Source organism: Bacillus salipaludis (assembly GCF_030938565.1).
GTDB classification, from domain to species: Bacteria; Bacillota; Bacilli; order Bacillales; family Cytobacillaceae; genus Neobacillus; species Neobacillus salipaludis_A.
This window is the reverse complement of record NZ_JAVGVR010000001.1, coordinates 2,038,643-2,059,580: the sequence shown is the minus strand read 5'-3', so window position 1 is coordinate 2,059,580 and position 20,938 is coordinate 2,038,643. Positions and strand designations below refer to the sequence as shown.

The following is a 20,938-nucleotide window of genomic DNA, read 5'->3' as shown; positions in this document are numbered from 1 at the left end:
TTATTGACTTCCTACTATACATTGGAAATCTTTATCAAGTGTGTCAAGCGACTTTGTTAGCACATGTACATGCACTCTCCAGCTGCCGGCCATATTAAGGCTCATGCCCTTGAGGCTGTATATTCCTTCGGCTTTTTTCTTTAAGGTAACCGTATTAACCCCCATATTCATATCTAAAGAAGTAAACGTAAGGGTAACTTGCTCAATCCCGTTCAAACGCTGTCCTTTTTTATCTTTTACCGTAACCTCAAATAAATTTTCGCCTATCACATTCGGGGTAACTCTTAATTGCACCTTATTTCCATGATTTGCTGTTTTCGTTTCTAAAAAAGGACCAGGAGCGGACATCGCTGTCGGCAAATTGGTAAGCAAAACAGAGAGGATTAAAATCATTGCTCCAATCAACAATTCACTCCAAATCGTACCGGTAAGTCCCTTTGCCTTCCTCCTTCTCCCTTTTAAAAAGTTAATAGCGGCTAAAAGTAACATGAAAAGAAGTAAAATTACCTTGCCAACTAACACCTTCCCATAATCTGTATGGGTGAGGGAGTATATATTTGGAATATAGGAAAGGCTGCTGAATACTCCTGTAAACGCTAAAAGTACTACCAGAATGAGGCCCCATTTATAAAATCTTCCGATGATATTTAAATAGACATCCTTGGTTTTAGAACTTTTGACCAATGGCAGTAGTACAATCATTGCAACTAAGCTTCCAATCCAGACTGATGCAGCCAGTAAATGCCCGAAATCAATCAAAACCGAAAGAAATTTGTTGGTTGTAGAGGCAGCGTGACTTGTTAATGATTTCGTTAGCAATAAACAGATTCCCAAAACAAGACAAATCCAATTAAGGACATTATTTTTGGATATATTCCTGCTTAATAAAAAAGTAGGAATCGCTAGGATAATAAGCATGACCACCTGTACAAGCCACATATCTCCAAACTGGGTATTTAAAATCATATCTTGCAAGGTTGAAAAATTAAATACATCTATCCAGCTGCTGCTTGTTAAAATCGTTGCCTGAAGCGGCAAATTCAATAGGATACTAAGCAATAAGAATATATACGAAAACTTTACTGTCTTGATTAATGGCTTTTCAACAGATTCTTTTGAAATGACTACTAAGACAAAAAAGAGTACACCAACATAACAGGCATTACTGATGTATTGCAGCCACCGTATCACGATTAAATCTACGGTGGGAGAGTACCCTTTTGATGTTGGATGAATAACAGCATTCCCTGTGCTGTTCTCTCCAATTTGAAACGGAATCACACCTTGGACAGGGTGTCCGTCATTGGATACAACCTTCCATTCGATTCGGTACGTTCCATTTTGTAGATTTTTTTCTAAATCACTTTCCAGAATCGATGGCTTTTTCGGATCAATCCGGCCATCTTTTTTATCCACCCGTTTCCCGTCTGAATCAAATACCTGAATGGAGTTAAACTCCGGTTGGATCGTTTCATCAAATTGAATCATGACCTGAGATGGTGATTTTTCTAAAATTTCATTTTCTACTGGTGTTGATTTTTTAATATAAGCATGTGCAGAAGAAATAGTTGGAAATAAACAAATGAAAATAATAAGCGTAAGCAAAAATAGACTGCTTTTCTTTTTTACATTCATAGCTCCACCTCCCTTCCTTGTAGTTCAGCATCTACTTATGACAGGTGCAGTCGTGTTCGCCATTCATTCTCTTCTGAATTTCCTCAACTGCTTCTTGGAACCTTCGAATGTTTCCGCCAAATCCCTTTTGAAATTGCTCTGCATGTTTTAGTGACTCAAAGGTTAATACCTGCGGCTGACAGCAACTTAAGTTAAAATCAGCGTCCATAAGGTAATAGGCCATCCTTGCACTCACAGTTGAATGGCTCAGGAAATCACGGCAGATTATTTGCGAGACATCCTTTTCAATATCTTTATAACGAAGCAGTCCGCAATGTGGGCAGCATAATTGTTCTACCCGTAAATCATTCAGAATGATTTGGACAGGGTGACGATTATTCGATTCTTTTAAACAATATGTACAAGCGTTCAAGAAATCATTCGTGATCGGTGTTAAAGATATCCCGCCTGAGGTTTTGATAATTTTCTTTTCTTCAAGTAGCGGTTTAATATCTCGATAAACCGTCATTTCCGATACATTGAGGCGTTTACTGATTTCTGAAATTGATAAGGCTCCCTCTTGGTTCAACCATGTAACAATTTGCTTTCTCCGTTCAACGGGTAACATTTTATCCACCCCCTAAAAACCTTTCCAATACACATCATAATTGACCTTGGTACCATAAACAATATAACTATATGAACAATTTGTGAATAAATGTTGAACAATCACATTTTTCAACACATTAAAAACATTTATTTACATAAATGCAAAAAGAAGGCCTAGTCATGGCCTCCTTTTCCCGTTAAAATGCTTTAGCATTTTTCATATGCCAATAATATTCACTAAACACATCTGCAAACGCATCGATTGCATTATGGAGTTCTGTCATATTGTTATCGACGCCCCCAACTTCTAGTAGTATTGCCCGTGGGGAAAGATCTTGATTGTAAACCCCATTTCCTTCACTTTTATCTTTTGAAACGACCCCTCGGCTTAATCCTGGATATTTCTTTTCTAATGCCTTATGAAGGTTTTTAGCCAAAATAGTATTTTTTTCATAATTGGAGTTATTCTGCCCGACGATAAAAACTAACCTTGCATAGCTCTTCCCATTAATGGTCGTAGTTGTTTTTTGCCTTCCTAATGAATCACGGTGAATATCTATCATAAATTTCAAATCATGATTTCCAGCCATCGCCTCTTGCACAACGCCCCTTGAAAATTGGTAAGCCGAGTAATAATCCAACCCTCTTTTGTGAAGCTCTTGCGTAGCATTAATTGTGCTATTGTCACTGCCAATCCCCCTTGCAGCTAAATCCTTAACCAAATAATCCCCTACTCCCACAACATTAACGCGATTGTTGGAACTAACAGCTTCATCCGGGTTTGTAACACCCTTTAATAGTGGCAGATAGGATTCCCAGCTATGTGTATGATAGATAAACACTACTTGTTTCCCATTTGTGGTTTGACTTGGCGGTGGTGTGTTGTTATTTTCGTTTGAGTCATTTTCATTTAATTCGTTTTGGGCAATATCTCTTTCTTTTAATAAAACATCCATCGGTGGTGCGGATTCGATTGGTAGTGTGGTTAAATCGGTTCCTTGACCGGCAAGTTCAATTTTTGTATTAAATTCAGCGAAACCGGGCAATTCTCTTTCAAAGAAGGTTCGAATATCGCTAATTTTTATATTGGTTGCGATTTGAAAGCCAACCTTTGTTAATGGAATATCTTTAATATCTTTACTATTTTGGATATAATATTTGTTTTCACTACCAAAAAAGTAAAGATATAGTTTATTTAAATCAGATGTTTCCAATACTTCTCCTACCGAATCCGAGGACATTTTTAACGAAAGGATTGTCGTCATTCCGGCAATTAGAATAAAAATGAAAATAACCGATAAAACTGCACCATTGATCCGGATAAACAAACTAAAAGGCTTATTTTTTTTCATTGGTTTGTACCTCCCTCTATCAAAATCCTATGCAGCCAAAATGATAGATAGAAGTTGTATTTAAAAAATGCTAGGCAAAAAAATAGAGAGCACAAAGAACCCCTTTTCTTATTGAAAAGGGGTTCAGATTTTTAAATTAAAATTATGGTTAGTGAGCTACGAAATTTTCTTTAATTCCTCTGTCAGCTTTAGGAATTTTTCTTTATTTCTTTCCTGTAAGGAGTGATCGATTTCCTCCCGAATTTTTGCTTTGCGAAATTCGAGCAAGGCATTGTTTAACACCATTTCAGCAATTTTTGAATCCATCTCTTCATTTGATTGTTGTGGTGAATTAAGTAATTTCTTTTCCATCGGAAATCAACTCCTTTAGTTTTTTTTTATTATACTAATAATTTTCTAAAAATTCAAACACTTTATTTTAAAAATTTTTGGTAATTTTTTTTTAGCGGGTAATTAGATTGTATTTGGGAAAATTATAGCCATCCATTTTTTAATAAGAGTTGGAGGCGGATTAAATGGAACAGGCTGTGTTAACCGGGCACCAGCAGGTAAATAACATCAATATTTATTATGAATTCTATCCAAAATCAACAACGGACAAAACGGTTATTTTATTGCATGGCTTTCTTTCATCCACTTTTACCTTTCGCCATTTAATACCTTTATTAAAGCAGGATTATCAAGTTTTATCCATTGACCTCCCCCCTTTTGGGAAAAGTGATAAGTCCAGTCGTTATGTATACTCTTATAAAAATCTTGCTCAAACGGTGATAAAACTTACCGAGCTTTTTGGGATAAAAAAAATGACATTATTAGGCCACTCCATGGGTGGTCAGATTGTACTTAACATCCTGCATATGATGCCGGAGCTAGCTGACAAAGCCATCCTGCTTTGCAGTTCGTCTTATTTGAAACGGTTTGGGTTACCGCTGATTCTCACCAGTTACATTCCCTATTTCCACCTCTTTGTGAAATATTGGCTGGCCCGAACCGGCGTGAAGAAAAACCTTCAGGATTCTCTTTTTAATCATTCATTAATTAATGAGGAAATGATAAATGGCTATCTGCAGCCATTTTTACAGGATAAAATCTTTGTCGCTCTTACCAAAATGATTCGCCACCGTGAGGGAGATCTGCCAGTTGAGGTTCTTCACAAAATCAAAACACCTTGTTTATTAATTTGGGGCGAACACGACCGCTCTATGCCGCTTCATGTGGGAGAACGATTAAAAAAGGATTTAACTAATTCAGAGCTGATTGTTTTAAAAGAAACTGGGCATGCTGTCCCCGAGGAACGTCCAGAAGAAGTATATCAACATATCAAGAGATTTTTGGCTGCTGTCTAACTTGGAAGGACTTATGGAGCACGATGAAGGACATTTTGAACCTTCCCCTTCCGATTTTTGTCCTTCATTGGCTTTATGAAGGACATTTTGTACGGTTCCCTACTCAATTTTGTCCTTCATCAGCTTCATGAAGGACATTTTGCACAGTTCCAACTGATTTTTGTCCTTCATTTGCTTTATGAAGGACATTTTCCACGGGCCCCTTCCGATTTTTGTCCTTCATCGGCTTCATGAAGGACATTTTGCACGGTTCCCTTCCGATTTTTGTCCTTCATCGGCTTCATGAAGGACATTTTACACGGTTCCCTACTCAATTTTGTCCTTCATCAGCTTCATGAAGGATATTTTGCATGGTTCCAACTGATTTTTGTCCTTCATCGGCTTCATGAAGGACATTTTGCACGGGTCCCTGCTCAATTTTGTCCTTCAGCAGCTTCATGAAGGACATTTTGCACAGTTCCAACTGATTTTTGTCCTTCATCGGCTTTATGAAGGACATTTTACACGGGCCCCTTCCGATTTTTGTCCTTCATCAGCTTCATGAAGGACATTTTACACGGTTCCCTACTCAATTTTGTCCTTCATCGGCTTTATGAAGGACATTTTCCACCCTCCCCTTCCGATTTTGTCCTTCATCGGCTTTATGAAGGACATTTTGCACGGGCCCCTTCCGATTTTTGTCCTTCATCGGCTTCATGATGGACATTTTCCACGGTTCCCTACTCAATTTTGTCCTTCATCAGCTTCATGAAGGACATTTTCCACGGGTCCCTACTCAATTTTGTCCTTCATCAGCTTCATGAAGGGCATTTTGCACGGTTCCCTACTCAATTTTGTCCTTCATCAGCTTCATGAAGGACATTTTCCACCCTCCCCTTCCTATTTTTGTCCTTCATTAATTAAAAAAGCCTATATCTCAAAAAAGATACAGGCATTAATTTATTTAAACCATCCTTTTTCCTTGGACTGGGTAATAGCTTCTATCCGATTTTTTACTTCCAGTTTATCGAGGATAATCGAAATATAATTTCGGACTGTTCCGGTTTTAATGCTAAGCTCCTCGGCAATTTCCTTTGTATTTTTACCATCAGCCACCAGCTCAAGTACCTCTTTTTCACGATCGGTGAGGGGATTCTCCTCGCCATAAACATCATCCATCAGCTCTGGTGCATAGATTCTTTTTCCAGCCATTACACTTCGGATAGAACCCGCTAGCTCGTCACTCGGACTATCCTTCAACAAATAGCCGCTCACCCCTGCTTTTAATGCACGGTGAAAATAACCAGAGCGCGCAAAGGTAGTTAAAATGATGACCTTACAGCCACAGCCCTTAAGCTCTTCAGCTGCCTCAAGCCCGCTTTTTCCAGGCATTTCAATATCCATAATACAAACATCCGGCTTTAGCTTTTTAACAAGGGAAACAGCTTCTGCACCATTAGATGCCTTCCCAACTACACTCATATCATCTTCTAAGTCAAGAAGGGATCCAAAGGCCCCTAATAGCATTTTCTGATCTTCCGCAATGACAATTGAAATCATTTTCCATCCCCCACCCTATCTCTCGGCGTAACATCATTCGGAACTCTTATCATTAAGGTTGTGCCCTTTTCTGTTAAAAGGTCCAGACTTCCATTAATAAATTCGAGACGTTCCTTCATTCCAAGCAATCCGTGACCTTCGTATTGAAATTTTTCAACACGGTTAAAAACTCCGTCATCACTAATTTTCATTACAATTCCATTCCATGTTTGCTCAATGGTCAGGGTACAGGAAGCAGCTCCGCTGTGCTTAACCACATTATTTACAGCCTCTTTCAGGCACATACTTAATATATTCTCTGTTAATAGGGAAACATTCGTTAATGTCGGTTCTTCATCACACTTGAACTGAATTTGCGCAGCTTTCAGAATCTGTTTTACTCTTTGTATTTCATCCTTCAACCGAATTCCGCGCATCGATGATACCATTTTTCGCACTTCACTTAATGCAGTTCGTGCTGTTTGTTGAACGTCCTTTAATTCATTTCGCGCTTGTTCGGGGTCCTTCGTAATTAATTTTCGCGCTAAATCACTCTTTAGTCCAATAAGAGAAAGTTTTTGTCCCAGTGTATCATGAAGGTCTCGGGCAATCCGCTGCCGCTCTTCCATTTTAACCAATTCCGAAATTCTCTTATTGGCATCCTCTAGCTTTTCCTCAAGCTGCCCTCGTTCTTTCCGATTATAAATACTAAACGGAAGAAGAATCACGCTGATCCAGATAATAATGACAAAAGGCAACTGTTGTAAAAACAACTTTTCATGAACAACTATGTTGTAATTAATAGAGGCCGATGTACTAAACAGATGAATAAAATAAAGAATCAGAAAGGGAACCCGGTCTTTTATATTTCCAATAAAATAAGCCAGAAAAAATGCAAAGTAAACATAGCTAAAAAGACTGCTCGAGGTAATCGAAATACCAATCAGAATTAATGTCCAAAGATAGACCGGCCACCCTCTCGAAATAAAAGCAATACGATAAAAAATAAAAAATAAAATGGTAAGCAAAATTCCTACAACAATTTTAATTACTGATTGAGATTGGAAAATAAAGTAAAACGGTAGAATACATAGAACCGTCCAAATATAAGGAGCGATCCCATTACTCTTCTGGAAGGTCATATACTTTTTTATCATTAGCAAAACCTCATTACTCGACGGAATAAAAATGAAGGACAAGAACACCTTGGCCCTTATCCTGCATCCATTTTTATATTTGTTTAACACTTTTCATTTTAACTGAAGATCGTAAATCTTTAAAGCCCACAAACTTTTTCGCCGTCTCATCCCATAAATGAAATTTCAGTGATGCTAGACTTGTCGAAAGTGTAATGGTTGGAACATTTTTAAGAGGCTCCGTATGGTTGTGTACAGCTTCAAGCTTGTAATTCGGCACCCTTGGACTTAAATGATGGACATGGTGGTAGCCAATATTCCCTGTCACCCATTGTAACAGTTTCGGAAGCTTATAAAAGGAACTGCCTTCAACAGCTGCTTTTACATATTCCCAATCCTGATCTTCTTCAAAATAAGAATCCTCAAACGTATGCTGTACGTAAAATAACCAAATCCCCGCTGCTCCGGAAATCATGAATATCGGTCCTTGAACTAAAAGAAAATTAACCCAGCCGATTCCCCAGCAAAGGAATGCGGCTAATACAACAATCAAGATGTTGGTTAGATACGTATTCATTCTTTCCTTCATTCTTGCATCTTTTCGGTTAAAGCGATTTTTAAGAAGAAAAACATATATTGGCCCCAAGCCGAACATCACGATTGGATTTCGATAAAAACGATAGGCTGCACGTGTCCAAAACGTCGCTGCCTGATATTCATCGACCGTTAGCATCCAAATATCGCCTGTGCCCCGCTTATCCAAATTACTGCTTGTAGCATGGTGAACAGAATGCTCGTGCTGCCATTGACTATATGGATGAACGGTTAACACACCCGTTATAGTGCCAAGAATTTTATTGGCCTTACGGCTTTTAAAAAATGAATGGTGGCAGCAATCATGAAAAATGATGAAAACCCTTACTAAAAATCCCGCAGCGATAACCGCAAATAATAATGTAAGCAAATACGAAACCGATAGGCTTTTATAAGCAATGAACCATAATAGAAAAAACGGAATAAGTGTATTGACCAATTGCCAGACACTGTCTTTTGTATTTGCTTTTTCAAACGGGGCAACCTGCTTGCGCAAATTTCGTTGGTTTTGTTCAATCATGTTTTTGATTCCCTTCTACATCATGTTATCACTCATATTAAAGAAGAAAATCTGCCTTTTGTAGTCATACCTGTCATGTCACATACATGATAAATATCATGTTTCGTCAATAAATGCGAGAAATCCTTTTTAAATAAAGGCTCTGTTAAACTTGGTTGTTGATTTCCGCTCCAGGCACTTCGCTTTCCGTGGGCGGTCTGGGGAGCCTCCTCGTCGCTTTGCTCCTGTGGGGTCTCCCCTACCCCGTACTCCCACAGGAGTCTTCGTGCCTTCCGCTCCAATCAACTTTCTTTAAAAATCAACATTGTTCTTTAACATAGCCTAAATCAAAAAAGTCCAAACCTCTTTACTAAAGAAGAGATTTGGACTTCCTAAATGTTAATTCTGAGAATTACACCATTGAAGCAGGGTTAACGCAATAACTTCTGCCGCTTTAAAAACTTTTTCCATTTCGATATATTCATTTGGATAATGAGCCATTTCCGTTACACCTGGGCCAAAAACAACTGTTGGGATTTTTCCGATTTCTGTGAGTAATCCCCCATCCGTTCCCCATGGTGCCGCTTCAATGACCGGTTCCTCACCGACTGATTCACGGTACTGATGAACAAGGGAATTCATCAATTCATGTTCGATATCAATTGAACCAGGAAGCCACTGTGCACCAAACCATTCTAAAACAACAGGCTGTTCTGCAAACCATGGATCAATTTCCGCAAGTTGCTGCAAACATTGACTCATTTCCCGCTTAGCGTCTTCCATTTTCTCATTTGGAGCTACTCCCATTCTGCCCTCTATTTTAACTAAATCTGGAACAGAAGATGGCCAAGTTCCACCAGATACAACACCAATGTTGATCGGAATTGGGATTGGCGTTTTTTCATAAAGAGGATCATCAATTTGTTCGTTTCGCCTGATTTCTAAACCTCTAATTTGATTAACCACCAGCATGGTTTTTTCAAGAGCGCTTACCCCTTCATAGCGCGTGCCACCATGAGCAGAGCGCCCTTTCACTAAGATTCGAAACCACATCGACCCTTGCTGTTTCGGAAAAATTCGCATATTGGTAGGCTCTGTTATCAGGGCAGCATCTGCTTTATAACCTTTAAGAAGGGTAGACAATGTACCTGCCCCGCCGCTCTCTTCTTCCACAACACTTTGGAAAATTACATCACCTTTAAGCTTAATATCGAGCTTTTGAATGGCCTCAATTGCGAGGAGAAATGAAACTAAACCACCTTTCATATCCGTGACCCCGCGTCCGTACATTTTTCCATCTTTCACAACACCACTATAAGGATCATCAGACCATTGTTCATGATCCCCCTCAGGAACAACATCAATATGACCATTCAAAATCATCGAACGGCCTCCGCCGGTTCCAGCTAATACTCCGACAACATTTGGGCTCCCAGTAAATTGTTCTCTTGGCGAACAAAAATATTCATTCGCTTTTAGTTCATTTCCATCCGGCTCCCATACATCTACCTTTAAACCCATTTCGTTTAATTTTTTAGCAATTATGGATTGAGCACCAGCCTCATTGCCTGCAATACTTGGAGCCTGAACTAGGCGCTGCAAAAGAAGAGTCCCCTCTTCAAAATGATCCTTTAGCCAAGCTTGAATATCATTTACAATCGTTTGCATCATTTTTCACCTCATTCTCTTTATCTTCAAAACTATAAGCAAAGGTTTTCATAGATAACAGACAGCCCCATGCCTCCGGCCATACACAGTGTTACCATGCCGTACTTTGTATTGGTTCGTAACATTTCGTTCATTAAAGTTACCGTTAATTTCGCACCTGTTGCCCCAACTGGATGACCAAGTGCAATCGCCCCACCGTTAACATTTACTTTTTCAGGGTCTAAATCTAATTCTTTTATTACAGCCAATGCCTGTGCAGCAAACGCCTCGTTCAGTTCAATGCGTCCAATTTGATCCAATGTTAATCCTGCTTTTTGCAAACCTTTTTTCGTAGCTGGGACAGGGCCAATTCCCATAACATTTGCTTCTACCCCAGCACTTGCAAATGCTCTAACCTTTAATAACGGTTTTATCCCTCTTGCTTCCGCCTTCTCTTTTGACATCATCAATACTGCCGCAGCACCATCATTCATCGGACAAGCATTACCTGCCGTAATCAAACCATCCTTTTTGAAAGCAGGCGGAAGTTTTGTTAACTTCCCTACTTGTATATCCATTCGTACGGACTCATCTGTTTGAAAAAAATAATTCCCTTTTCGATCTTTAACTTCAAGTGGAATAATTTCCTCCTCAAAATAGTGGTTTTCAATCGCTCGTGCCGCCTTTTTATGGCTTTCTAAAGCAAATTGATCCTGTTCTTCACGAGAAATACCGTATATTTCTGCTAATCGCTCTGCGGTCATGCCCATATGTTCTTTTTCCAGCGAACAAATAAGGCCGTCTGTTAATAAGGCATCTTCCATCTCAAGATTCCCGAACTTACTTCCCCAGCGATTTTTTACTAGATATGGAACCTGACTCATACTTTCTACACCGCCGGCAATGATGACCTCTTCCTGACCAGTTTGAATCGTTAGTGCTGCATTCGTAATCGCTTTTAAACCTGAACCACATGCCTTGATGACAACACTGCCTGGTACACTGGCGGGGAATCCTGCTAATTGCGAAGAAATCCTTGCCGAATTTAAGCCGCCGCCATGAACATAACCATGGCCAAAAATCACTTCATTCACGTCTTCTTTTTCTATAGTGGTTTTATCCATTAACCCTTCCAGCACTTGTCGTCCCATTTCAGTGGCGGGTACATTTTTAAGAGATTTCCCAAATGCTCCTACCGCCGTACGAACACCCGCTACAATGACAGCCTCATTCATTTCCTTCACTCCTTAATTCGGTAACCCAACCATTACTGTTAAAGGCGCATCGGTATACTTAATAACATCCTCCACGGTATATGGTTCCATTACCTCTTTTAACAGCAAGCCCTGTTCAGTAACTTCAATTACGGCCATTTCCGTAATAATCAAATCCACACAACTTTTAGCAGTAAGTGGTAATGTACATTCCTTTAAAATTTTTGATTCGCCATTTTTATTCGTGTGATTCATCAGGACAATCACTTTCTTTGATTTTTGAGCGAGGTCCATTGCTCCTCCCATTCCTGGAACACGTTTTCCTGGAACAATCCAATTGGCCAAATCTCCTTTTTCACTTACTTCGAGCGCGCCAAGGATCGTGATATCAAGATAGCCGCGGCGAATCATTCCAAAGGCTATGGCACTATCAAAATAGGAAGCTCCTTTCATTAACGTTACAGGGTAACCGCCGGCATTGCAGAGGTTCGGATCTGCCTCCCCCTTTACCGGGGTAGGGCCAGTCCCTAATATCCCGTTTTCCGCATGGAACTGAACAAAAATATCAGAAGGAATATAATCAGCAACCAATGTAGGAATTCCGATTCCAAGGTTCACAATCATACCATCCTCAATTTCCTGCGCAGCACGTCTAGCAATCCGTTGCCTTACTTCTACTCCCAAACCCATTTCCATGTCACTCCCTTACTCGGTATTACCATATTTACAAAGATTCCCGGTGTAACAATTGCCTCTGGATCCAGTTCTCCAATTGGAACAATTTCCTCTACCTCGGCGATCGTAAAATTCCCGGCCATCGCCACAAGTGGATTAAAATTACGGGCACTTTTATCAAAGACAAGATTTCCGAGCGGGTCTGCTTTTAAAGCATGAACAATGGCAACTTCGGAGGTAAGTGCTTTTTCAATCATATATTCCTTACCATCCACCGAAACGACATCTTTTCCTTCCTCAGCGATTGTTCCAAAACCAACATCCGTTAAAATGCCGCCTAATCCCATACCGCCTGCACGAATCCGTTCAATCAAAGTTCCTTGTGGGGAAAACTCTACCTCCAATTCACCAGCGGTCATCAATTGTCCTGCGATTGGATTAGAACCGATATGGGAAGTAATGATTTTCTTCACTCTTCCGGCACTGACTAATCTTCCAATTCCGATATCAGGAAAACCTGTATCATTTCCGATTAAGTGTAAGTCCTTACAGCCTTTTTCTAAAATTCCATCTACTAATGATGGGGGCGTACCAATTCCGCCGAATCCGCCGTACATTAAAGTACATCCATCTGTAATATGTGAGAGAGCCTCTTCTAATGAAGCTACTTTGCCTTTTTTAGACAGGGACTGCATCGGTCTTCCCTCCTGTTTGTGTAAGCTCATACTGTACCTCAGAAATTGCCTCTTCCAAAATGCCCACTAAACGGTTAATTTCTGCTTTTGTGATAATAAGTGGCGGAGAAATGATAATTGAATCACCTTCCCCATTGATTGCACCCGCAGCTGGATAGACGATTAAACCTTTTTTAAATGCACGTTCAATGATTCTGCCTGTTATATTCAATTGAGAAGGGAAGGATGTTTTTTGGGCACGGTCTGAAACAAATTCCATCCCTAACAAGAGTCCTTTTCCTCTTACATCACCAATTATTTCATAGGTGTTATATAAGTCTTTTAATTTCTCAAAAAGATACTGTCCTTGTTCTTCTGCTTTTTGAACTAATTGATGTTTCTCAACATATTCCAAAACCTTTAATGAAACGGCCGCTGATTGTGGATTGGCACTATAGGTATGTCCGCCCAAAACTGACTTGGAGCCATTTACGATTGGGGCCATAACACGGTCACTGACAATAGTGGCAGCAATAGGAGTGTACCCTGCACTCATACCTTTTCCTAAAGTAATCAAATCAGGAATAGCATCCCAATGTTCCATTGCAAACATCTTTCCAGTACGGCCAATACCGGTCATGACTTCATCAGCAATAAATAAAACGTCATAACGATCACAAATTTCTCTGATCCGTTCGTAATATCCCGGTGGAGGTGTGATCGCACCTCCTGAGGCACCCACAATTGGCTCCGCAATAAAGGCTGCAACCGTATCTGCACCAAATCGTTGAATCGCCGTCTCAAGCTCGTCTGCACAGGCAATCCCCCACTCTTCTTCCGTCATACCCTCTGGACGACGATACGAATATGGAGCCGAAATCGTCGGATAATCTGCTAATAGTGAATTAAATCCACGCCTTCTTAATACATGCCCTGACATGGATAAGGCTCCGATTGTAATACCGTGGTAACCAATCCATCTAGAGATAATCCGTTTCTTTTGCGGTAGCCCTTTTTCATTCCAATGCTGAATGGCAATTTTCATGGCGGTTTCCGTCGCTTCCGAGCCACTATTAACAAAGAAGGACCAATTCAAATCTCCAGGCGCTAAATCACTCAATTTTTTTGCTAACTTTTCCGCAGGTTCACTAGTAAATTGCCCCCGATAAGAAAAAGAAATTTTTTGGGCCTGTTCAACCATTGCATCCATAACCTCTTGTACACCATGTCCAATGCTTGCGGTTACTGCCCCTGAAGCACCATCAATATATTCATTGCCGTCAATATCATAGATATAAATTCCTTTTCCATGTGAAGCAACAGGATATTTAGCACCTAATACCGGTTTAATTAAATAATCACGTTCCATGTCCTCTGACCCCTCTCACTAGAGCAAATTCACTATTATAAATAAATTGGAATAATATTTTTTCTACTATAATTAAAATAGTAAATTCTTTTTTAAAGATTCACAATTCTACAAAAAGATGAAATAATAGAGTTGGATTTATACACGATGTATAATAGCTAGAAATAATAAGAAGAGGGACTGGTTTCTTTGGCAATTCGCATCCATGAAGCGTTGCAACTTCCGATTATGCAGCAAACAAAATTGATTGCCGGTAAAAACGGGTTACAAAATTGGGTGAAATGGGTAACCATTGTGGAAGTCATTGAGGATATTAATCGGCTTCAAGAAGGGGAATTCCTGATTACGACAGGGTTCGGACTTGGAGAAGATGAAGAAAAACAATCGGAGTTTAAGAGGCTTTTAGCCCTTGGAAAATTATCTGGTGTAGCTTTATATACGGGTTTATATCTAAAAGAAATTCCGCAATCCTTTATTTCAATTGCAGATCAACATGCTCTGCCTTTAATTGAAATCCCTGCAAATATTAATTTTTCAATGATTACGAAAGAACTCCTTGAACAAATTGTCAATAAACAGAGGGAAATTTTTGTGGCGAGTGATTTTCTCCAGGAACTTTTGACCCAACCCATCGTTAATCCAACGGATGTGATGGAGCGCGGAAAGAAATTGGGGATTGACTTTACCAAGCCACAAACGATTTTTTCGGTCCATTTTGCTGGCTTAATCAATGAAGGAGTAAAGGAGCAATTAATTGAAGCAATTCAATCCATTTTGAAAAACAAGAAAATCCCCTGTCTTATACGGACAAAATCAGATAGTATGATAGTTTTACTTGAGGTAAGCGATAGGTGGAATATCAGTGAAATAGCGAAAGAATTTCTTAAAAGTATGGAACCTAGTTGTGAGGGGGTACCCATTTCGATTGGAATTGGAAAAACGGCTGCTAACCTCAATATACTGGCGGAAAGTGCCAGGCAAGCAGAACAAGCCTCCTATCTATCGCAAATTCTATTTAAACCGCAGCCAATCGTTCATTATGATGATTTTAGTTTGTATCAGCTGCTGCTTGAAATGAAAAATTCCGGAGTGAGTTTAGAAGAGTTTTACCACCAATATCTAGGCAACTTATTGGATACACGTGGTGTGGATTTAATCACTACACTTGAAGCCTATTTGTATTTTAATCAAAATATCAAAAACACGGCAGAAGATTTGTATATTCACCGTCATACCCTAAAATATAGATTGGGGCAGATTGAAAAAAAGACCGGGGCTAATTTGAGTTCATTCGAGGATTGTACAAAATTATATTTGGCGATTTTGGCTTATAAATTAGTAAATTATAAGTTGGTCAGATCTTGATTTTCCTTCATGGCTATAATAAGAAAAAAGGCGGATTCCTGCGGAAAACGCCTTTTTCTTTAATTTTTAATGACTCTGGTAAAATTCGGGCTTTCGGTGTTTTACACTTGGAAGTTTTTCGCGAACCCGGCGAATCCGATCTAGGTCTATATCTGAAAAAATTAATGTTTCTTCTTCGCCGCCGCTTGCTGTGATGACCCCCATTGGATCTACCATCACACTGCGCCCTGTAAAAATATCGCCAACAAGGTTTGCGCCGCAGACAAACATAGTATTTTCAATTGCTCTTGCACGAATAAGCGTCTGCCAATGATCCTCTTTCATTGGCCCTGCCACCCATCCTGCCGGGACAAACAGAATATCCGCATCCTGAAGGGCAAACTGTCTTGCGATTTCAGGGAATCGTAATTCATAGCAAACCATCAAGCCAATTTTTCCAAACTCTGTTTCTACTATTTTATAATGATTATCCCCTGGGATTACGGTATCTGACTCATGATAACTAAAGGCATCGTATAAATGTGTTTTTCTGTATGAATGGATGAGTTCCCCAGAACGATTGATCATTACGGTAGTGTTATATGCACGTTTTGGATCATCCGACTTGGATTCATACGTTCCACAAACAACATAGATTTCGTTTGCCTTTGCAGCTTCTTTAAGCCCAGAGACAAAAGGACCATCCAATGGTTCTGCTGCTTCAACCGGCAAAACGCCAGACTTAGGGGTGGCAAGTGCCATATAGAATTCGGGTAATAAACACAAGTCCGCACCCAAACCTTTTGCTTTTGCGATATATTGAACTGCTTTTTCTAAATTAGCAGTTTTATCAACACTGGTGGATAATTGGGCAATAGCTACTCTCATCAAAGTACCTCCTAAAAAAATAACGATACCTCTATTTTAGCCATGTTCCACCCCTTTTTCAAACAATTGATAATAGTTTAAATTTTACCTTATAAATCATGAAACTTATGAAAAATACAATCAAGTTCAATAATTCCCCACAAAAAAACACTCACAGATGCTGATTACACAACCATTCGCAAGTGCTTTATCGATTTTAAAATAAACTTTATTAGTATTCTTGGAATTGTACTGTCAATTACAAGACAAGCCGATGTTATTCCAACGAAATTTTCACAACATCATCTAAATATTTTGTTGTATTATATCCATCAATCTCCATCCGTTTTGGAATCATTTTTTTTCCAGTGTTGTTACTTTGTAACTTCATCCTTTGAACGGTAACGAAATAACGGGGCTGCTCAATTTCTTCATACGAGAAAGGAGTTACATTCATATCGTATACTACCCCATTTTTATCAATGAGTACTCCCTCAGATTCCATCTCAATTGAATCAGGATGATTGTCATTTTCACCGATAATATCGAATTGCAGCGACTCATACGCCCGATTTTTAACTTTATGATTGCTTATGACCATGTTGGTAGAAGCTCCAACTTCCAACTTGTCAATAGAGATGGTACTGCCTGCATATTCAAAAGATTGAGGATATTTTTTAGCAGCATCCAGCTCGATGGTTTTTCTGTCTTCAATCGTTAAATTTATAGATTGTAATTGAACGTTTACTTCTTTTGGTTCTTCTCCAAAAAGGGGGCCAAAGTTGGTTTGAAAAGTAGTCATATTCATGTCTTGAATTGGATTTAAAAATGAGCCGCCATACAAATCAGGTTTTAATTTCTTATTATTCACTTCTAGATGGTCAAAATTAAGAGCATCTATCCGCTTCTTCAGCTGGTCATTTTTAATACTGTATTGCAAAATCGTTGCTGTTGGAGCAATGGTCAGTTTATCAAATCGAACCGGGATTCCCTCGACTTCCTTTTCTATATCCAATGCATATTGCACGGAACGCTGTTTTGTTACAGGGATCTCGAAGTTCCACTCCCCTGTTTTATATTCCATATTATCGGAAACCCTTAACCTATTTCGATCAGAGGAATCACGAATCAATTTAATAAGCTTTGTGATCTTCAGTTTGATTGTCCCCTTTTCCTTGGAGAGTGGCAGCAAACTAATCTTTCCTTGATACACGGTCTTTTCTTTATTATTTACATCTGTTGTAAGGTCAGGAGCATCGTACCTTGGATTTGCTGTACGGCTCATGATTTCATACTGGTTCTCCACAGAAACCCCTTCATCATAATTCATCAGATATTGGTTGTCTTCATCCGTATCTTCTATTTCATAAAAAACAAGCGTCTGAAAATCATCAGCAATAACACTCTTGATTTTAATTTTCACCCCATTACTTTCTGCTTCCAGGTTCAACCTTTCACTCATGTCCTGTTGCAAATAGGCACGCAACTCATGATCTTCTTCTGTCCATGTATAGTAAAGATTGGTAAAAGCCCCTGTAAAAACTTCTACACTCACTAATAAAGCGAAAATACTAGCAAAAACCATTCCCATTCTTTTATGTTTCTTATTTTTTAGTTGTCTGTGCTTATCCTTATCTGCCAGCATCGCTTGGACATTCTCCATGAAATCAAATGGCACATGGTAATCCTCCACCTTTTCAGTAAGATTTAACATGGTTAACATGACATCCTGGAATGTTGCCAAATCCTCCTGACAGTCTTGACAATGATAAATATGTATCTCTAGCTCAATCTTTTTCGACCGCTCTAGTGTTCTTCCTAAGTAATCGATGTATTCCTTATGATACTCTTTACAGCCACCAATGTGTGATCCGTACCCCATTTCTTTTCTAAGTGACTGAATTCCGGAAAACAAAAGCTCCTTCAACTTTTCTACTGAAACTTGGAGAAGATTTGCCGCTTCCTCCTGAGAGATTCCTTTTACATAGGTAAGGACCATCGCTTCTTTCTCGTCCTCTTTCAATTGATCAAGTGCTTTAAATAAATCTGGACGCAATTCACTTCCCTCTGAAACTTGTAAACTTCTATCATAAGAAAGCTCCCGGCAGGTATGTATGAAAATGGATGTCACCCATGTTTCAAATGATGATTCATTTTTAAATCGTAGTAGCTCCCTGTGGACTTTTAAAATGGACCGAAAAAAAACCTCTTCCACTTGCTTTTGATTCCTAAGATAGGACGAACCAAGTATATAGAACGATTGTTTATGTTGATCAAACCATGCGAGGATGGATTCCACGCCTTTTTCTCTTTTCGGAGTGATTGATATGGGATCGATTTTTGCTGGGATCATAAATTTGCTCCCCTCTTTAACATTCTCTTTATACCTAATAATACAAGTGGAGGGAGTTATTGACAATATTGGCAGCTTCGACACAGACTTCTCAGCTTTTTAAACCTCGAGGAATTAATATATTCTACTTAGTAGAATAATAATAAAAAGACCCTTTCCACAGAAATGAAAAGAGTCTTGAAATATTTCACGAATGGCTCTTGCAATTTGGAATAACCAGGGGACTTCTAACAATCAACTTTGATATTGGCTTTTGTTAAAAACTCCTCTAACCTGTTTAACCCTTCCTCTAAATTTTCTATGGAGTTGGCATAAGAGATTCGTATGTACCCTTCTCCATAAATTGAGAAGGCACTGCCAGGAATCACCGCTACTTTTGCCTGATCAATTAATTTTTCGGTAAATTCTTCAGAACTCATCCTAGTATTTTTTATTGAAGGAAATAAATAGAAGGCTCCCTCTGACCATTTCACATCAAGACCCATTGATTGGAGACGGTCAAATACATAATCCCTGCGTTTTTGGTATTCTGCCTTCATCTGGTCCACTTCGATTAAATCTTCCGCTAATGCTGCTAAAGCTGCATATTGGCTTGCGGAAGTTGCGCAAACAGTATTGAACACATGGATTTTTAACATTTGTTCTGTTAGGTAGTTCGGTGCCAATGTGAATCCAATTCTCCAGCCTGTCATCGCATGCGATTTTGAAACACCGTTAATGACAATGGTCTTTTCTTTCATCCCAGGAAAAGACGCAATCGAATGATGGTTCGTTCCATAAGTTAATTCACTGTATATTTCATCAGAAATCACAAAGATTTCTTTTTCCTCTAAAAGATTGGCAATCTCCTGTAACTCTTCTTTTTCCAGAATACACCCGCATGGATTGGATGGATAAGGAAGAAGAACACAGCGTGTCTTGTCCGTTAGTTTTGTTTTGATCATCTCAGCGGTTAGCTTGAAACCATTTTCCCTTGTATCGATAAAAATGGGGATGGCACCGCATAATCTAATGAGCGGTTCATATGCCGGATAAATCGGTGCCGGCAAAATTACTTCACATCCTTCTTCAAGAATGGTGCGAAAGGCAATATCAAGCGCTTCACTTGCACCGATGGTAACAAGAATTTCACTTTCCGGATCATATTTCAACCCATAGCGGCGGTCCACAAAGCTTGCAATCGCTTTTCGCAGTTCAGGTAATCCAGCGTTGGTCGTATAACCTGTCCGTTTTTCCTCAAGTGATCTAATTCCGGCATTAATCACATTTTCAGGAGTTGGAAAATCCGGCTGGCCAACCGTTAAATTAACGATACTTGGATCGTTCAATACTTTATTATAGATTTTTCGAATACCGGATTTTTCTATTTGCCTGACATTCTTGTTGACTAGATGAAGCATCTGCCACCATCTCCCTGGGTATTTTTTTGTATTTTCTTATTCATCCTTCTCCAGCATGTTCTCCCATTGTACATCCAGCCGGCGCAGGAACGAGTCGGCCCCTAAAACCCGTAAGTCCTCGATATTCTGTGCATCTAATTCCTTTGCAGCTTTCCCAATCTCTAGATAGGTTGAGATTTCATCTTGCGGAACGACTAAAAGCCCGTCATTACTTCCAACAATCACGTCACCGGGCTGTATCACGCAGCCTGCAATGGAAACGGGCACGTTGAAATCGCCGCCGAGGCCGTAGAATTTCGTCGTTAAAGGCGAAACTGAATGAGAATACACCCTAAACCCCAAATCTCTTAGGGCAATCGTGTCCGTAATGGCCCCGTTGACAATCGCAGCCGCGGCCCCTTTTTCCATTGCGATTCTGGTGGTCACTTCTCCCCAGCAGGCATAGCGCTCCTCCGCGGATGCATCAATGACGACAATGTCACCGGGTTGAATATAATCCAGTACCTTACAGGTTAATAGAACATCATTTGGCGGGATCCGAACGGTTACCGCGGGCCCAGCAAAAGGTGTTTCAATTGGGAATAAAGGCTTCATTTTGCTTGCCGTAATGAATTGATAATTAAGCTGGTGGCCGTAATCACTTGGCGTAATTTCCCCCAATTGTCTTACCAATTCTGGGTCTGGTCTTTTAATGGAAGTATTAATCGTTATCATCTTCACACTTCTC

Annotated in this window: 21 protein-coding genes; 2 read left to right on the top strand and 19 right to left on the bottom strand. The window is 39.5% G+C overall.

Annotated features, from left to right (window positions below):
* The 4 genes from RCG21_RS10160 to RCG21_RS10145 all read right to left on the bottom strand — a co-directional run bounded on the left by RCG21_RS10160 (position 1) and on the right by RCG21_RS10145 (position 3,926).
* Positions 1–1,635: a copper resistance protein CopC gene (locus RCG21_RS10160; protein ID WP_133332649.1), complete on the bottom strand. Its 1,635-nt coding sequence runs from the start codon at positions 1,633–1,635 to the stop codon at positions 1–3.
* Positions 1,636–1,666: 31 nt separating this feature from the next.
* Positions 1,667–2,242: a DeoR family transcriptional regulator gene (locus RCG21_RS10155; protein WP_133332650.1), complete on the bottom strand. Its 576-nt coding sequence runs from the start codon at positions 2,240–2,242 to the stop codon at positions 1,667–1,669.
* Between the two features lie 178 nt (positions 2,243–2,420).
* Positions 2,421–3,575 (bottom strand): stage II sporulation protein P, encoded by a 1,155-nt coding sequence (spoIIP, locus tag RCG21_RS10150; protein WP_133332651.1) that lies wholly within the window; start codon positions 3,573–3,575, stop codon positions 2,421–2,423.
* Positions 3,576–3,731: 156 nt separating this feature from the next.
* A complete protein-coding gene (locus RCG21_RS10145) occupies positions 3,732–3,926 on the bottom strand; it encodes an IDEAL domain-containing protein (RefSeq protein ID WP_133332652.1) in 195 nt (64 codons plus the stop codon).
* A gap of 164 nt (positions 3,927–4,090) precedes the next feature.
* Here RCG21_RS10145 and RCG21_RS10140 point away from each other — a divergent pair, with 164 nt between their 5' ends.
* A complete protein-coding gene (locus RCG21_RS10140; RefSeq protein ID WP_133332653.1) occupies positions 4,091–4,921 on the top strand; it encodes an alpha/beta fold hydrolase in 831 nt (276 codons plus the stop codon).
* A gap of 103 nt (positions 4,922–5,024) precedes the next feature.
* Here the strand turns inward: RCG21_RS10140 and RCG21_RS10135 are convergent, their stop codons facing one another.
* The 11 genes from RCG21_RS10135 to RCG21_RS10085 form a co-directional block, all read right to left on the bottom strand.
* A complete protein-coding gene (locus RCG21_RS10135; protein ID WP_165976145.1) occupies positions 5,025–5,162 on the bottom strand; it encodes a hypothetical protein in 138 nt (45 codons plus the stop codon).
* Between the two features lie 69 nt (positions 5,163–5,231).
* Positions 5,232–5,420, bottom strand: a complete 189-nt coding sequence (locus tag RCG21_RS10130; RefSeq protein ID WP_133332654.1) for a hypothetical protein — start codon at positions 5,418–5,420, stop codon at positions 5,232–5,234.
* A gap of 69 nt (positions 5,421–5,489) precedes the next feature.
* A complete protein-coding gene (locus RCG21_RS10125) occupies positions 5,490–5,648 on the bottom strand; it encodes a hypothetical protein (protein WP_165976146.1) in 159 nt (52 codons plus the stop codon).
* Between the two features lie 212 nt (positions 5,649–5,860).
* Positions 5,861–6,460: a response regulator transcription factor gene (locus tag RCG21_RS10120; protein WP_133332655.1), complete on the bottom strand. Its 600-nt coding sequence runs from the start codon at positions 6,458–6,460 to the stop codon at positions 5,861–5,863.
* A complete protein-coding gene (locus RCG21_RS10115; protein ID WP_133332656.1) occupies positions 6,457–7,596 on the bottom strand; it encodes a sensor histidine kinase in 1,140 nt (379 codons plus the stop codon). Before RCG21_RS10115 ends, RCG21_RS10120 begins: the two co-directional genes overlap by 4 nt.
* Before the next feature lie 73 nt (positions 7,597–7,669).
* Positions 7,670–8,689: a Delta(5) desaturase DesA gene (gene desA / locus RCG21_RS10110; protein ID WP_133332657.1), complete on the bottom strand. Its 1,020-nt coding sequence runs from the start codon at positions 8,687–8,689 to the stop codon at positions 7,670–7,672.
* 378 nt (positions 8,690–9,067) lie between these two features.
* Positions 9,068–10,336 (bottom strand): peptidase, encoded by a 1,269-nt coding sequence (locus RCG21_RS10105; RefSeq protein ID WP_133332776.1) that lies wholly within the window; start codon positions 10,334–10,336, stop codon positions 9,068–9,070.
* 32 nt (positions 10,337–10,368) lie between these two features.
* On the bottom strand, positions 10,369–11,550 hold the full coding sequence (locus tag RCG21_RS10100; protein WP_308913132.1) for a thiolase family protein: 1,182 nt from the start codon (positions 11,548–11,550) through the stop codon (positions 10,369–10,371).
* 12 nt (positions 11,551–11,562) lie between these two features.
* The gene (locus RCG21_RS10095) at positions 11,563–12,219 is read right to left on the bottom strand and encodes a 3-oxoacid CoA-transferase subunit B (RefSeq protein WP_133332659.1); all 657 of its coding nucleotides are present in this window, start codon (positions 12,217–12,219) and stop codon (positions 11,563–11,565) included.
* Positions 12,204–12,899 carry a CoA transferase subunit A gene (locus RCG21_RS10090; RefSeq protein ID WP_133332660.1) on the bottom strand — a complete coding sequence of 232 codons (696 nt, stop codon included), beginning with the start codon at positions 12,897–12,899 and terminating at the stop codon, positions 12,204–12,206. The genes RCG21_RS10095 and RCG21_RS10090 overlap by 16 nt, the downstream gene beginning before the upstream one ends.
* On the bottom strand, positions 12,883–14,247 hold the full coding sequence (locus tag RCG21_RS10085) for an aspartate aminotransferase family protein (RefSeq protein WP_133332661.1): 1,365 nt from the start codon (positions 14,245–14,247) through the stop codon (positions 12,883–12,885). The genes RCG21_RS10090 and RCG21_RS10085 overlap by 17 nt, the downstream gene beginning before the upstream one ends.
* Before the next feature lie 189 nt (positions 14,248–14,436).
* Here RCG21_RS10085 and RCG21_RS10080 point away from each other — a divergent pair, with 189 nt between their 5' ends.
* Positions 14,437–15,612 carry a PucR family transcriptional regulator gene (locus tag RCG21_RS10080; RefSeq protein WP_133332662.1) on the top strand — a complete coding sequence of 392 codons (1,176 nt, stop codon included), beginning with the start codon at positions 14,437–14,439 and terminating at the stop codon, positions 15,610–15,612.
* Between the two features lie 66 nt (positions 15,613–15,678).
* Here the strand turns inward: RCG21_RS10080 and RCG21_RS10075 are convergent, their stop codons facing one another.
* The 4 genes from RCG21_RS10075 to RCG21_RS10060 form a co-directional block, all read right to left on the bottom strand.
* Positions 15,679–16,479 (bottom strand): carbon-nitrogen hydrolase family protein, encoded by an 801-nt coding sequence (locus tag RCG21_RS10075; protein WP_133332663.1) that lies wholly within the window; start codon positions 16,477–16,479, stop codon positions 15,679–15,681.
* Between the two features lie 256 nt (positions 16,480–16,735).
* A complete protein-coding gene (locus RCG21_RS10070; RefSeq protein ID WP_308913131.1) occupies positions 16,736–18,811 on the bottom strand; it encodes a sigma-70 family RNA polymerase sigma factor in 2,076 nt (691 codons plus the stop codon).
* A 227-nt stretch (positions 18,812–19,038) separates the two neighbouring features.
* A complete protein-coding gene (locus tag RCG21_RS10065; protein ID WP_308913130.1) occupies positions 19,039–20,211 on the bottom strand; it encodes an aminotransferase A in 1,173 nt (390 codons plus the stop codon).
* A 36-nt stretch (positions 20,212–20,247) separates the two neighbouring features.
* A complete protein-coding gene (locus tag RCG21_RS10060) occupies positions 20,248–20,925 on the bottom strand; it encodes an RraA family protein (protein WP_308913129.1) in 678 nt (225 codons plus the stop codon).
* Positions 20,926–20,938 lie beyond the last annotated feature (13 nt).